General features: G+C 60.4%; 9 protein-coding genes. 5 read left to right on the top strand and 4 right to left on the bottom strand.

The window, feature by feature from the left end:
- Positions 1 to 76: 76 nt before the first annotated feature.
- On the top strand, positions 77 to 1,999 hold the full coding sequence (locus ACOYXH_RS24560) for an acetyl-CoA hydrolase/transferase C-terminal domain-containing protein (protein WP_320413643.1): 1,923 nt from the start codon (positions 77 to 79) through the stop codon (positions 1,997 to 1,999).
- 128 nt (positions 2,000 to 2,127) lie between these two features.
- On the opposite strand, the gene ACOYXH_RS24555 is transcribed toward ACOYXH_RS24560, so the two are convergent.
- The gene (locus tag ACOYXH_RS24555) at positions 2,128 to 2,700 is read right to left on the bottom strand and encodes a xanthine phosphoribosyltransferase (protein ID WP_007920398.1); all 573 of its coding nucleotides are present in this window, start codon (positions 2,698 to 2,700) and stop codon (positions 2,128 to 2,130) included.
- Positions 2,701 to 2,759: 59 nt separating this feature from the next.
- Positions 2,760 to 4,769 carry a DNA helicase Rep gene (gene rep, locus ACOYXH_RS24550; protein WP_220557163.1) on the bottom strand — a complete coding sequence of 670 codons (2,010 nt, stop codon included), beginning with the start codon at positions 4,767 to 4,769 and terminating at the stop codon, positions 2,760 to 2,762.
- Positions 4,770 to 5,031: 262 nt separating this feature from the next.
- Here rep and ACOYXH_RS24545 point away from each other — a divergent pair, with 262 nt between their 5' ends.
- Positions 5,032 to 6,705, top strand: coding sequence for a putative bifunctional diguanylate cyclase/phosphodiesterase (locus ACOYXH_RS24545; RefSeq protein ID WP_095049339.1), 1,674 nt, complete (start codon positions 5,032 to 5,034; stop codon positions 6,703 to 6,705).
- 109 nt (positions 6,706 to 6,814) lie between these two features.
- On the opposite strand, the gene ACOYXH_RS24540 is transcribed toward ACOYXH_RS24545, so the two are convergent.
- Positions 6,815 to 8,212, bottom strand: coding sequence for a NorM family multidrug efflux MATE transporter (locus ACOYXH_RS24540; RefSeq protein WP_095049340.1), 1,398 nt, complete (start codon positions 8,210 to 8,212; stop codon positions 6,815 to 6,817).
- Between the two features lie 158 nt (positions 8,213 to 8,370).
- Between ACOYXH_RS24540 and ACOYXH_RS24535 the strand changes: the two genes are divergently transcribed.
- The 3 genes from ACOYXH_RS24535 (at position 8,371) to ACOYXH_RS24525 (ending at position 12,886) form a co-directional block, all read left to right on the top strand.
- The gene (locus tag ACOYXH_RS24535; protein WP_095049341.1) at positions 8,371 to 9,291 is read left to right on the top strand and encodes a LysR substrate-binding domain-containing protein; all 921 of its coding nucleotides are present in this window, start codon (positions 8,371 to 8,373) and stop codon (positions 9,289 to 9,291) included.
- 184 nt (positions 9,292 to 9,475) lie between these two features.
- A complete protein-coding gene (locus ACOYXH_RS24530; protein ID WP_007920409.1) occupies positions 9,476 to 11,452 on the top strand; it encodes a methyl-accepting chemotaxis protein in 1,977 nt (658 codons plus the stop codon).
- 219 nt (positions 11,453 to 11,671) lie between these two features.
- Positions 11,672 to 12,886, top strand: coding sequence for an aldose 1-epimerase family protein (locus tag ACOYXH_RS24525; RefSeq protein ID WP_095125012.1), 1,215 nt, complete (start codon positions 11,672 to 11,674; stop codon positions 12,884 to 12,886).
- Here the strand turns inward: ACOYXH_RS24525 and ACOYXH_RS24520 are convergent.
- On the bottom strand, positions 12,883 to 14,376 hold the full coding sequence (locus ACOYXH_RS24520; RefSeq protein WP_220557162.1) for a YifB family Mg chelatase-like AAA ATPase: 1,494 nt from the start codon (positions 14,374 to 14,376) through the stop codon (positions 12,883 to 12,885). The genes ACOYXH_RS24525 and ACOYXH_RS24520 overlap by 4 nt on opposite strands.
- Positions 14,377 to 14,543 lie beyond the last annotated feature (167 nt).

The following is a 14,543-nucleotide window of genomic DNA, read 5'->3' as shown; positions in this document are numbered from 1 at the left end:
TAATTGCCTTCCCTCGGAAGTAAATCCCCGGCAAGCTCGGTCTACCCCTATTCACGGAACGGGCAGGAGGCTTCAGATGGTGCAGTTGTGTTCGATCGAACAGGCGGTGGACGACGTGCTGGCGCGGTTGCCGGCGCATATCCACATGGGCATGCCGCTGGGCCTGGGCAAACCCAATCACTTCGTCAACGCGCTGTACCGGCGGATCAAAGGCCTGCCCGAGCGGCAACTGACGATCTACACCGCGCTGTGCCTCGGCCGGCCGAACCTGGGCGATGGTTTGCAGAAGCGCTTTATCGAACCCTTCGTCGAACGCGTATTCGGTGACTACTCGGAGTTCGATTTCCTTGGCGACCTGCACCGCGACAGCTTGCCCGCCAACATCCGTATCGAACAATTCTTCATGCAGCCCGGCAGCCTGCTCAACAGCGCGCCGGCCCAGCAGGATTACGTCAGCAGCAATTACAGCCACGCCGCCCGCGACATCAACGCCGCCGGGCTCAATCTGGTGGCGCAATTACTGGCCAGCAGCAGCGAGCATCCCGATCGACTGAGCCTGAGTTGCAATCCCGACATCACCCTCGACCTGTTGCCGATGATCGCCAAGCGCCGCCACGCCGGGGAGACCATTTTGCTGGTCGGTCAGGTGCACACCGATCTGCCGTACATGCCCGGTGATGCCGAAGTCGATATCGACACCTTCGACCTGCTGATCGACGCGAAGGACAGCAGCACGCTGTTTTCCACGCCGAACATGCCGGTGGGATTTCAGGATCATTTCATTGGCTTGCACGCGAGTACGCTGGTGCGCGACGGCGGTACGTTGCAGATCGGCATCGGTTCGATGGGCGACGCGTTGACCGCCGCATTGCTGGCGCGTCAGGCGGATAACACCGGTTATAAGGCGTTGCTCGACGACATCAACCTCAGCCAGTGGGCGCAATTGATCGAACGCGAGGGCGGCACGGGGCCGTTCGCCAAAGGCCTGTACGGTTGCAGCGAAATGTTCGTCAACGGCCTGCTGGTGCTGGCGGATGCCGGGATCATCCGCCGCAAGGTCTACCCCGATGTGCCAACGCAGGAACAGGCCAACGCCGGCACCCTCGACGAGGCGGCGCAGACTGACGGCATCTCGGTGCACGGCGGTTTCTTCCTTGGCCCGCGCAGTTTCTACGAGCGCCTGCGTGAGTTACCGCAGAGCAAACGCCTCGAATTCAACATGACCCGCATCAGTTACATCAACGAGTTGTATGGGCAGGAAGAGCTCAAGCGCTTGCAGCGTCTTGACGCGCGATTCATCAACACCGTGTTCACCATGACTTTGCTCGGTGCCGGTGTGGCGGATCAACTGGAGGATGGACGGGTACTCAGCGGTGTCGGCGGGCAGTACAACTTCGTCGCGCAGGGCCACGCGCTGCACGATGCCCGATCGATTCTGATCCTGCGTAGCTGGCGCGAATCCGGTGGTGACGTCAGTTCCAACATCGTCTGGGAATACGGCCATTGCACGATCCCACGGCATTTGCGCGATATCGTCGTGACTGAATACGGCATCGCCGACCTACGCGGCAAGTCCGATGCGTTGGTGATCGAGTCATTGCTGAATATCAGCGATTCCCGCTTCCAGCAGGGTTTGATCGAGCAAGCGCAAAAGGTCGGCAAGCTGCCAAAGGATTTCCGCCTCGACCCACGCTTTGCCGATAACACACCGCAGCGTCTGCAGGCGATCGCCGCACGGCATCCGAACCTGTTTCCGGAGTATCCGCTGGGCTGTGATTTCACTGCGATCGAACGGGATTTGCTGCGGGCGCTGAACTGGCTGAAGAGCAAATTCAAACTCACCGAAATCCTCGATCTCGGCAAAGCAGCCCTCGATGCGCCCGAGGCATCGCTATACCCCGAACACCTCGAACGCATGCAGCTGACAAACCCGGAAGGCCTGAAAGAAGACCTCTTCCAACGCCTGCTGCTCACCGGCCTCAAAGCCACCACCCAATAACTGCCTGACCCAAAACAACTGTAGGAGTGAGCCTGCTCGCGATAGCGGTGTTTCAACCGACGAATATATCGACTGACACTACGCTATCGCGAGCAGGCTCACTCCTACAGGGGGGCTGCGGTGTGGCTTTATTCGATGAAAGTGACCACGCCATCCTTCAGCGATTTCACCCGAGCCAGCGATTCAACGCGGTAGCCCTGCGAATCCAGTTCGGCACGCCCGCCCTGGAACGACTTCTCGATCACGATGCCCAGACCGGCAACGGTCGCGCCGGCCTGCTTGATGATCGAGATCAGCGCTTGCGACGCCTTACCGTTGGCCAGGAAGTCGTCGATGATCAGCACGCGGTCGCTGCTGGTCAGGTGGCGCGGAGAGATCGCCACGGTGCTTTCGGTCTTTTTGGTGAAGGAGTAAACGGTCGCCGACAGCAGGTTTTCGGTCAGGGTCAGGGACTGTTGCTTGCGGGCGAAGATCACCGGCACGCCGAGGTTCAGACCGGTCATGATCGCCGGGGCTATCCCTGAGGCTTCGATGGTGACGATCTTGGTGATGCCCGAGTCCTTGAACAGCGAGGCGAATTCGTCGCCGATCAGCTTCATCAGGGCCGGGTCGATCTGGTGGTTCAGGAAGGCGTCGACCTTCAGGACCTGGTCGGAAAGCACAATGCCTTGTTCGCGGATTTTCTGGTGCAATGCTTCCATGAAGCTGTCCTCTTTTGGCGCTTTGTGCGCCGAAGGTCTAGTAAAAAAAGTGGTCAATTCTAGCGCTTTAACATCGCGCGTATATCAGCCAATGCGCTATTGCCACGCACGACTTTGACTTCGGTCGGTGTGTCGTCGTTGCCTTCCCAGGCCAGATCGTCCGGCGGTAGCTCATCGAGGAAGCGGCTCGGCGCGCAGTCGATGATCTCGCCGTACTGCTTGCGCTTGGCGGCGAAGGTGAAGGCCAGGGTCTGGCGCGCGCGGGTGATGCCCACGTAGGCCAGTCGGCGTTCTTCTTCGATGGTGTCGGCTTCGATGCTGGAGCGGTGCGGGAGGATTTCCTCTTCCATGCCCATGATGAACACGTAAGGGAATTCCAGACCCTTGGACGCATGCAGCGTCATCATCTGCACGCCTTCGGCGCCGTCTTCCTCTTCCTGCTGACGTTCGAGCATGTCGCGCAGGACCAGTTTGCCGATGGCGTCCTCGACGGTCATTTCGCCTTCTTCGTCCTTTTCAAGGGTGTTTTTCAACGCCTCGATCAGGAACCAGACGTTGCTCATCCGGTAATCGGCCGCCTTGTCGCTGGAGCTGTTGGTGCGCAGCCAGTTCTCATAGTCGATGTCCATGACCATGCTGCGCAGCGCCGAGATCGGATCCTCGCCGGCGCACTGCTCACGGACCTTGTCCATGAAGCGTTTGAAGCGCGACAGGCGATCGGTGAAGCGGCTGTCCAGATGTTCGCCCAGACCGATTTCGTCGGTGGCGGCGTACATCGAAATTTTGCGTTCGGTGGCGTAGTTGCCGAGTTTTTCCAGGGTGGTCGAGCCGATTTCGCGGCGTGGCACGTTGATCACGCGCAGGAAGGCGTTGTCGTCATCCGGGTTCACGATCAGGCGGAAGTAGGCCATCAGGTCTTTCACTTCCTGGCGGCCGAAGAAGCTGTTGCCGCCGCTCAGGCGGTACGGCACCTGGTGGTGCTGCAGCTTCAGTTCGATCAGCTTGGCCTGGTAGTTGCCGCGATAAAGGATGGCGAAATCGCTGTACGGACGGTCGGTGCGCAAGTGCAGGCTGAGGATTTCCATGGCCACGCGCTCGGCTTCGGCGTCCTCGTTGCGGCAGCGGATCACGCGGATCTCGTCGCCGTGGCCCATCTCGCTCCACAGCTGCTTTTCGAATTCGTGCGGGTTGTTCGAGATCAGCACGTTGGCGCAGCGCAGGATGCGGCTGGTGGAGCGGTAGTTCTGCTCGAGCATCACCACTTTCAGGGACGGATAGTCGTCCTTGAGCAGCATCAGGTTTTCCGGCCGCGCGCCGCGCCAGGCGTAGATCGACTGGTCGTCGTCGCCAACCACGGTGAACTGGTTGCGCTTGCCGATGAGCATTTTTACCAGCAGGTATTGGCTGGCGTTGGTGTCCTGGTATTCGTCGACCAGCAGGTAACGCACCTTGTTCTGCCACTTTTCGAGGATGTCGGCATGTTCTTCGAAGAGTTTTACCGGCAGCAGGATCAGGTCGTCGAAGTCCACCGCGTTGAACGCTTTCAGCGTCCGCTGGTAGTGGGTGTAGACGATGGCGGCGGTCTGTTCCTTGGGATTGCGCGCGTTCTCCAGCGCCTGAGGCGGCAGAATCAGGTCGTTTTTCCAGGCGCCGATCATGTTCTTGATCTCGTCGACGCCGTCGTCTCCCGCGTACTCCTTCTGCATGATGTCGGTCATCAGGGCTTTGACGTCGGTCTCGTCGAAGATCGAGAAACCGGGTTTGTAGCCCAGCCGCACGTGTTCCTTGCGGATGATGTTCAGACCGAGGTTGTGGAACGTGCAGACCGTCAGGCCGCGACCTTCGCCGGCCCGCAGCAGGGTGCCGACCCGCTCTTTCATCTCGCGCGCGGCCTTGTTGGTAAAGGTCATGGCGACGATGTACTGGGCACGGATGCCGCAGTTCTGGATCAGGTGCGCGATTTTGCGCGTGATCACGCTGGTCTTGCCGGAGCCAGCACCGGCGAGCACCAATAGAGGGCCGCCGACGTAGTTCACGGCTTCTTGCTGCCGGGGATTGAGTCGGGACATACGAAAATTCGGGAGTCGTTGACGAAATGGGCCGGCATTTTAACAGGCTCAGCGATTTGTGCTGCTCTCTCCGACTTGTGACGTACCACGCGATTCAAATTTGCCGGTTTTGTTACTTTCGCGGAGGATGCGCGGTGATTTTGCGGCTAATGTTCTCATTCGTGACACAAAATAACGTTTTGATAACCGTTGTCATTTGGTCATTGAACGGCGCAACGGCATAATGCCCCGCCCACATCATTGCAGAGTCTAGGGAGCTAGCTTGTCTACGCCTGTCGAACCCTTGCGTTTGCTGCTACTGGCCGAAGAGCCAGCGTGGACAGCGTTATTGCGTGAGTGTCTGGCTCCGATGGGGAGCGCGGCGGTGCTGATCAGCGCGCCGAGCTGGGATTCGGTCAGCAGTTTGTTCGAAGACAACCGCCATGCGGTGTTGTTGACCCTTCCGGCATTGCAACCGGCACCGGGCCGGTGCAGCCTGCCGACGGTCTTGCTGCTGGAACATGAACCGGACACCGCGCCGGTTGGCGTCAGTGACTGGCTGGTGTTCGACGCCCTCGACGCCGGCATGCTGCGCCGCTGCCTGCGCCATGTGCGCGAACGCGGCGTTCTCGAAAACACCCTGCAACGCCTCGCCGAGCAGGATCCGCTGACCGGCATCGCCAACCGTCAGGGTTTCCAGACCTTGCTTGCTGCGCGCCTCGCGGAAAACGACGGTCGCGGCCTGGCCCTCGGGCATCTCGATCTCGACAACTTCCGCCACGCCAACGATGCGCTTGGCCATCAGGCGGGCGATCGCTTGATCCTGCAAGTGGTCGCACGGCTGAAAAGTCAGCTCGAAGCCGGTGATCAACTGGCGCGGCTGGGCAGCGATGAGTTTGCCCTGCTGATCGACACCCGCCGTGCACCGCAGCGCGCCGAGTGGATGGCCGAACGCATCACCGAAGCGCTCGCCGAACCGTATTGGGTCGATGGCGAAAGCCTGCTGATCGGCTCCAGTCTCGGCATCGCCCACGCCCGTGCGCAGGGCGGCGCCGATCCGCTGATGTGGCACGCCCACATCGCCATGCAGCAGGCCAAGAGCACCCAGGGCTGCACCTTCCATATCTTCAACGAACGCATCAACCGCAATGCGCGGAGCATGGCCGACCTCGAAAGCGAGTTGCGCCGAGCGTTGCGTCGCGATGAGCTGGAATTGCATTACCAGCCACGCCTGAATCTTGAGGATGGCCAGATTGTCGGCCTCGAAGCGTTGGTGCGCTGGCGTCATGGCGAGCGCGGTTTGCTGCCGCCGAGTGAATTTGTCCCTTTGGCCGAGCAGAGCGGTTTGATCGTGCCGCTGGGTTACTGGGTGATTTCCCGGGCCTTGCGTGACATGCAGGCGTTGCGCGAGCGCGGGCTGCCGGCGCTGCACATGGCGATCAACCTGTCATTCCGCCAGTTTCAAGACAGTCAGTTGTTGCCGACGCTGAGCCGGTTGATTGCCGAGCGTGGCGTTGAGGCGCAGTGGCTGGAATTCGAACTGACAGAAACCGCCGTGATGCGCCGTAGCGATCTGGTCAAGCAGACCATGGACGCTCTCGGCCGTCTCGGTGTGCGCTTCTCGCTGGATGACTTTGGCACCGGGTTCTCGTCGTTCGTGCACCTCAACAGCCTGCCGATCACCTTGCTGAAGATCGACAAAAGCTTTGTCGGCGGCATGGAGCAGCGCGAAGAGAACCGCAAACTGGTGCACGCGATGATCAATCTCGCGCACAACCTGCATCTGGAAGTGGTGGCGGAGGGGGTGGAAACCCCTGAACAGCTAGAACTGTTGCGCGGGTTTGGTTGCGATCAGGTGCAGGGTTATCTGATCAGCCGGCCGTTGCCCTTGGCGGAATTGGTTGAATATCTCACTTTCGGCTCAAGCCAGCAGCCAGCCCTCGAGATCGTAAGCTGAACACATAACCCCTGTAGGAGTGAGCCTGCTCGCGATAGCAATCTACCAGTCAACATTTGCTTCGACTGACACACCGCAATCGCGAGCAGGCTCACTCCTACAAGGGATCTCAGTCGGTCTGCGGGACCGTAAACTGACTTGATGACGCAGGCTCCAGCCGAATCATCCGCTTCATTTTCCACTCGAACGCCAGCGTCAAACTCACCGCCGCACACGCCAGGCCCAACGCCAATCCCCACCAGACGCCCGTCGGCCCCCAATTGAGGTGGAACGCCATCCACCACGCCGCCGGTGCGCCAATCAGCCAATAGCAAGCGAGCCCGACCAGAAACGTGGTCTTCGCATCCTTGAGTCCACGGATGCAGCCCATGGCAATCGTCTGCGTGCCGTCGAACAGCTCGAACCACGCCGCCACTGCTAGCAGGCTCACCGCCAGGCGAATCACCTCGGCAAACGCCGGATCGTTGTGATCGAGGAACAACCCGACCAACTGGTTGGGCAACAGCCAGAACACCATCGCGAATCCCAACATCACCACCGCGCCAAAGACGATCCCGACCCGTCCGGACATCCGCGCATCACTCAGTTGCCCGGCGCCGTAATGCTGGCCGACGCGCATGGTGATCGCGTACGACATCCCCGCCGGCACCATGAACGCCACCGAGACAATTTGCAGGGCAATCTGGTGCGCGCCCAACTGCGTGCTACCCATGGTGCCCATGCACAGAGCTGCGAACGCGAACAAACCGACTTCCACCGCATACGTGCCGCCGATTGGCAGGCCGAGGCGCCACAACTCTTTCAGGTACTGCCGGTTCGGCCGCGACAGGCCCGCGCGCAGCGGGTACGCGTCATAGGCCGGATGCCGGCGGATGTGCCAGGCCAGCGCCAACGCCATGCAATTGGCGACAATCGCTGTGACCAGGCCGATGCCCGTCAGGCCCATTTTCGGCAGACCGAACATGCCGGTGATCAGCGCGTAATTGAGCAGGAAATTCGCCACCGTGCCGGCCAGGCTGATGACCATCACCGGTGTCGCCCGGCCGATTGCACTGGTGAAACCGCGCAGGGCCATGAAACTGAGGTAGCCGGGCAGGGCGAAGGGCAGGGCAATCAGGAATTGCCCGGCCGCGTTGACGTTGGTTTCGGTCTGGCCGAACAGCAGCAACACCGGTTTCAGGTTCCACAGCAGCAACCCGGCGCCCAGCGCCATCAGCCACGCCAGCCACAATCCGGCCTGGGTCAGACGCGCAGCGCCAATGATGTCGCCGGCGCCCTTGCGAATCGCCACCAATGTGCCGACCGCTGCAATCACGCCGATGCAGAAAATCGACACGAACGAATAAGTCGCCGCACCGAGACCGCCGCCCGCGAGCGCTTCAGGACTCAGGCGCGCCATCATCAACGTGTCAGTCAGCACCATCAACATGTGCGCCAACTGTGAAGCAATCAACGGCCCTGCCAGCCGCAGAATGGCCCAGAGTTCGGTACGCACAGGATGCTGCATGGTCATCACCACTCAATTTCAGAGGGAACAGGAGACCGTCGATTCTCGGCGCTTGGCGGGCTTTGCACAAAGGGATAAAAAGGATGGGTAGCATGATTAAAACTCATCCTGGATAAACGGTTTAAGATTGGCTTTATCCCGCTATCGGAGCTTTCTGCATGTCTCGTCGTCTTCCTCCCTTGTATGCCCTGCGCGCATTTGAAGCGGCGGCGCGACATAGTTCGTTCACCCGGGCTGCCGAGGAACTGTCGATCACCCAGAGTGCGGTAAGTCGGCATATTCGGACCCTCGAAGAACACTTCGCCTGTCGGCTGTTTCATCGCAGCGGTCGCAATCTGCAGCTGACCGAAGCGGCGCGGTTGCTGCTGCCCGGGATCCGCGAAGGCTTCAGTGCGCTGGAGCGGGCCTGCAATACCTTGCGTGCCGAGGACGACATTTTGCGCATGAAAGCGCCCTCGACCCTGACTATGCGCTGGTTGCTCGCGCGCCTGAGTCGCTTCCGCCATTTGCAGCCTGGCAACGAAGTGCAACTGACCAGTGCGTGGATGGACGTCGATTCGGTGGATTTCAACGATGAGCCTTTCGACTGCGCTGTTTTGTTGAGTGACGGGCATTTTCCGCCGGATTGGGAGGCGAGTTTATTGTTTCCCGAAGAGCTGATTCCGGTGGGGGCGCCAAACTTGCTGAATGATCAACCGTGGGATCTGGCTCGACTGGCTTGCACCGAATTACTTCACCCGACACCGGACCGTCGCGATTGGCGCAGTTGGCTGGAACACATGGGGCTGTCCGATCAGGTGTCACTCAAGGGTGGGCAAGTGTTCGATACCCTCGAATTGGGCATGATCGCGGCGGCGCGCGGGTACGGTGTGTCGATGGGCGACCTGTTAATGGTCGCCGAAGATGTGGCGCAGGGAAGGCTGAGCCTGCCGTGGCCAACCGCGGTCGCCAGCGGTTTGAATTACTACCTTGTGTGGCCAAAGACCCGCCCGGGAGGTGAACGTTTGCGCCGTCTCAGCGACTTTCTGCAAAGCGAAGTCCGCGCCATGGAGTTGCCGGCGGTCGCGCGCTTGAGCTGAAACGTTAGAGCCGCCACAATGCCGGCCTTGTGCCATAACCTTGTTTTCCGCTCAAGTATTTGGATCCACCGCCGAATACGTGCTTGTGGAACCGTCGTGCCGGTATCCACGATTCACCCCCACAACCAGAAAAATTTCCGAGTCGAGATCAAGGAGGATCCCGTGGCTCGGCCAGGAGCTGTCCATGTCTCAACCTCGCGCTCGGATCGCCTCGCAGCTGGGCCTCGCGCTCGCTGTAATACTGGCGATAGTTATCAGTGGCAGTACGGTGTTCGCCTTGCGTTCGCTGGACTCCGCCAACCTCGCCACTCGTGAAGAGCATCTGGCCAGTGAGGCGCGGCTGCTGGCCGACCAACTGAGCACCTTCCACGGCACGCTGCGTGAAAGCACCCAGCGCCTGAGCGGGCTGTTCGAGAAGCGTTTCAGCGCAGGTCTGAGCATTCACCCGAGTGAGCCGGTGAATGTTGCCGGCACCCAGACCCCGGGTCTGCATCTGGGCAGCGAAGTGCTGAACAACAACTTCAAGGAAGTCGACGAGTTCAAGCAGATGACCGCCGGCGTCGCCACCCTGTTCGTGCGCAGCGGCGAAGACTTCATCCGCGTCAGCACTTCGCTGACCAAACAGGATGGCACCCGTGCCATCGGCACCTTGCTCGATCACGCGCACCCGGCCTACGCGAAGTTGATGGCGGGGCAGGGTTACGTCGGTCGCGCCTTGCTGTTCGATCGCTCCTACATGACCCAATACACCCCGGTGCGTGATGGCAGCGGCAAGGTGATTGCGGTGCTGTTCGTCGGCTTCGATTACACCGACGCGCAGAACATCCAGTTCGATAACCTCAAGCGCTTCCGCATTGGCCAGAGCGGTTCGCTGGCGTTGCTCGACGAGCAAAACAAATGGCTGGTCGCGCCAGCGGGGGTGCAGGCGCTGGATCAAGCCGTTCCGGTGATCAAAGGTTTGGCTGCAAAGCCGGGCAAGGGTGAGTTCTGGAGCGACACCTCGGAAGATTTCTACAGCATTGCCGTGCCGTTCGATGGCGGACCATGGTCGGTCGTGGCGAGCATGCCGAAAGCTGAGATCCGCGCGGTGACCTGGAGCGTGGGTACGCAACTGGCCATTGGCAGTCTGTTGGCGATGCTGCTGGCGGTCGGATCTGTGGTCTGGCTGCTGCGCAGCAAACTGGCGCCTCTGGGGGATCTGGTGCGTCAGGCCGAGGCCTTGGGCGCCGGTGATCTGAGCGTGCGCCTGAACGTATCGAGCAACGACGAAATCGGTCAGCTGTCTCGCGCGTTCAACCAGATGAGCCAGGCGCTGTCGACCATGGTCGAGCACATCCGCCGCTCTTCGGAAGAGGTCAACAGCCGTGCCCAGGCCCTGTCCGGTTTGTCCGGCGGTGCCTATGAAGGCATGGAGCAACAATCTGGCGAAATCACCAGCATGGCCGGCGCGGTGGAAGAGTTCAGCGCAACGTCGCTGAACATTGCCGACAACATGGGCGCAACCCAGCGTCTGGCGCAGGAAAACGCCCAGCAAACGCAGATTGGCCGCAGCTCGATGGAAGAAGCGTCGTCCTCGCTGGAGCAAATCGCTGGCGCCCTGAACAGCACCGCCACCGTGATCAACACCCTCGGTCAGCGCTCGCAGGAAATTGGCGGCATCGTGGGTGTGATCACCTCGATCGCCGAGCAGACCAACCTTCTGGCACTTAACGCAGCAATCGAAGCTGCCCGTGCTGGTGAGCAGGGTCGTGGCTTTGCTGTGGTGGCCGATGAGGTGCGCAGCCTGGCCTCGCGCACCCGTCAGGCGACGGATGAAATTTCCAGCATGATCCACAGCATCCAGCAGGAAACCGGTAACGCGATCAGCACCATGGAGCAGGGCAATGTGCTGATGCAGGAAGGTTTGTCGCGCAACGCCAACGTCGCGTCGGCGCTGGCGCGAATCGATGAACAGAGCCGTTCGGCGGGGCAGCAGTTTGCCGCGATTACCACGGCCACTCAGGAGCAGAGCAGCACCGCGACTCTGTTGAGCAGCAATTTGCAGAGCATCGCACTGGCCAACAGTGAGCAGCGTGAGGTTGTGTCGAACCTGGCTGTTACCGCCAAGGAGCTTGAGAAGCTGGCGGCGGATCTGCGTTCCGAGGTTGATCGCTTTCGTTGATACAGCCTTGATATAGCTTTCGCGAGCAGGCTCGCTCCCACAGTGTCCGGTGCGAATCACAGATTTTGTGAAGACCCGGATCCCCTGTAGGAGTGAGCCTGCTTGCGAATGCAACACTGCAGATCTTCGGCTGAACCTGCAATCTGTCGATCTAATACACTTGCTGAAACGTTTCCGCAGCGCTATAAAAATGACACAACTCCAATAAAGGCTGCTGCCATGACCCCGCTCAAACTCGCCGTCGCCCTCGGCGCATTCTCCGCTGCTTCCCACGCCATGGCCTGGGATTACGTCCTTCTCGATACCAACAAGCCCGCGCAAAACTGGACCATCACCAGTGAGCAGCTCGGCGTGAAAACCGCCAAACCCTTCTCCGTGAGCCTGCGTACCTTGCACGGTGGGCGGCAGGAAGGTGTCAGCATCGTTGATATCGATAACGGCACAATGAAACTCTCGGTGGTGCCCACCCGAGGCATGAACGTCTTGCAGGCTTCTGTCGGCGACGTGCGGATGGGTTGGGATTCGCCGGTCAAGGACGTGGTCAACCCGGCCTTTATCGAGCTCAACGGGCGTGGTGGGCTGGGTTGGCTGGAGGGCTTCAATGAACTGGTCGCCCGCTGCGGTTACGAATGGGTCGGCCATCCCGGCATCGACAATGGCGAACTGCTGACCTTGCATGGCCGCGCCGCCAACATTCCGGCCAGCACCGTCACGCTGCACATCGATGAAAAGCCGCCCTACGCCATCAGTCTGCGTGGTGAGCTGCAAGAGCAAGCCTTCAAGAAAGTCGACTTCTCGGTCGTTACTGAACTGGTCACCGAGCCTGGCAGCGTGCGCTTTGCACTCAACGATACGCTGACCAACAACGGCGACTATCCGAAGGAATACCAGGCGCTGTATCACAGCAACTTCAGTACGCCGTTCCTCGAGCAAGGCGCACGATTTGCTGCGCCGGTAAAACAGGTGTCGCCGTTCAACGACAAGGCCAAGGGTGATCTGGCCGACTGGCAGACCTATCGCGCGCCGACCAAGGACTATGACGAAACCGTCTACAACGTCGTGCCCTATGCTGACGCCAAAGGCGAAACCCTCACTGTTTTGCACAACAAGGCTGGCAGCCTCGGTGTTTCTGTTGGCTTCAATACCCAGCAGTTGCCGGTGTTCTCCCTGTGGAAAAATACCGACACTCAAGGCCAGGGCTATGTCACCGGGCTGGAGCCGGGCACCAGTTTTTCCTACAACCGTCGCTATCAGCGTCCGCTGAATCTGGTGCCGACCATTGCACCCAAGGAACACAAACAGTTCCAGATCAGCTACAGCCTGCTCGCGGACAAAGGTGCTGTGGATAACGCCTTGAAGCGCGTGACTGAGATTCAGGCCGGGCGCGAAACCGAAGTGCGGCAGACGCCGCTGGTTGATCTGACCGAGCATTAAGGTGTCGCCGGCCGGTATTGCAGTGCCTCGGCCAAGTGTTCACGTTTGATTGCATCGACTTGCTCGAGGTCTGCCAGAGTGCGGGCGACCTTGAGCAGGCGATGGGCCGAGCGCAGCGAAAGCGTCAGCCGTTCACAGGCTGATTCCAGCCATTTCTCATCGGCTGTGGATAACTTGCAGTGCCGCTTCAATCCCGGCAGATCGAGAAACGCATTGGCACAGCCCTGACGCTTCTGCTGTCGTTCGCGAGCCTCGGCTACCAACGCCGCAGCGCTGGCGCTGTCCTCTCCCGGCTTCACCTGCGGGTTCAATGCCGTCGCTTCCCGCGCCACTGTCAGGTGCAAGTCGATCCGGTCCAGCAACGGCCCCGACAGTTTGTTGCGATAGCGCTGCACCATGTCCGGCGTGCAGGAACACTTGCCACTCGGCTCGCCAAGATATCCACAGGGACACGGGTTCATCGCCGCCACCAACTGAAATCGCGCCGGGAAACGCACGCGATCCTTGGCCCGGGCAATCACGATATGCCCGGACTCCAGCGGCTCGCGCAGCACCTCCAGCACCTTGCGATCAAACTCCGGCAGCTCATCGAGAAACAGCACGCCGTGGTGGGCGAGGGTGATCTCGCCGGGTTGCGGTTTTGAGCTGCCCCCGACCAGTGCCGGGCCGGATGCGGAATGGTGCGGCTGGCGAAACGGCCGCTGTGGCCAATGGGTCAACGGCACGCCGCTGGCGACAGATTGAATCGCCGCAACCTCCAGCGCTTCACTCTCGGCCAGCGGCGGCAACAGTCCCGGTAATCGGCTGGCCAGCAATGTCTTACCCGTTCCCGGCGGCCCACTGAACAGCAGGTTATGGGCACCCGCAGCAGCAATCAGCAACGCCCGTTTCGCCGCCACTTGCCCCTGCACTTCATTCAAGTCGGGATAAGGCTTGCTGGCATGCATCAACCCGTCTGATACATAGGGCTCAACCGGCGTATGCCCATTGAAATGCGCCACCGCCTCCAGCAGATGATCCACCGCAAACACTTTCAACCCCGATGCCAGGCAGGCTTCCTCAGCATTCGCTCGCGGCACCACCAGCGCACGACCCGCCTTGCGCGCCGCCAGTGCGGCCGGCAACACCCCACGCACCGCTCGTACCGCGCCGGACAACGCCAACTCACCCAGACATTCCACATCATCCAGCGTCAGACACGGCACCTGCACACTCGCCGATAGAATTCCCAAGGCAATCGCCAGGTCAAACCGCCCGCCATCCTTGGGCAGATCCGCCGGCGCCAGATTCAAGGTGATCCGCCGCGCCGGAAACTGCAGCCCGGAATTGATGATCGCGCTGCGCACCCGATCCTTGCTCTCTTTCACCGCCGCCTCGGGCAGACCGACCATGGTCAGCGACGGCAGGCCGTTGGCCAGATGGACTTCGACGGTGACAGCGGGGGCTTCCACGCCAATCTGGGCGCGACTGTGGACGATGGAGAGGGACATGGTCGTTCCTTGAGCTGAATCGGGGAGCCGCTTCCTGCGGGTTTTTTAAGGGTAGTTGGGAGAAGACGCTTAAGCGGATCGAGCGGAGCGCGAAAATTTCTCAGGATGTTGCTGGAACAAGTCGCAAGGAATCTATCCAGTACTGCAAGCGGACATGCGAGTTGTTT

This window comes from Pseudomonas sp. Mb7, assembly GCF_054790525.1.
The sequence above is the reverse complement of the archived record's forward strand: the minus strand, read 5'-3'. Positions and strand labels throughout refer to the sequence as shown.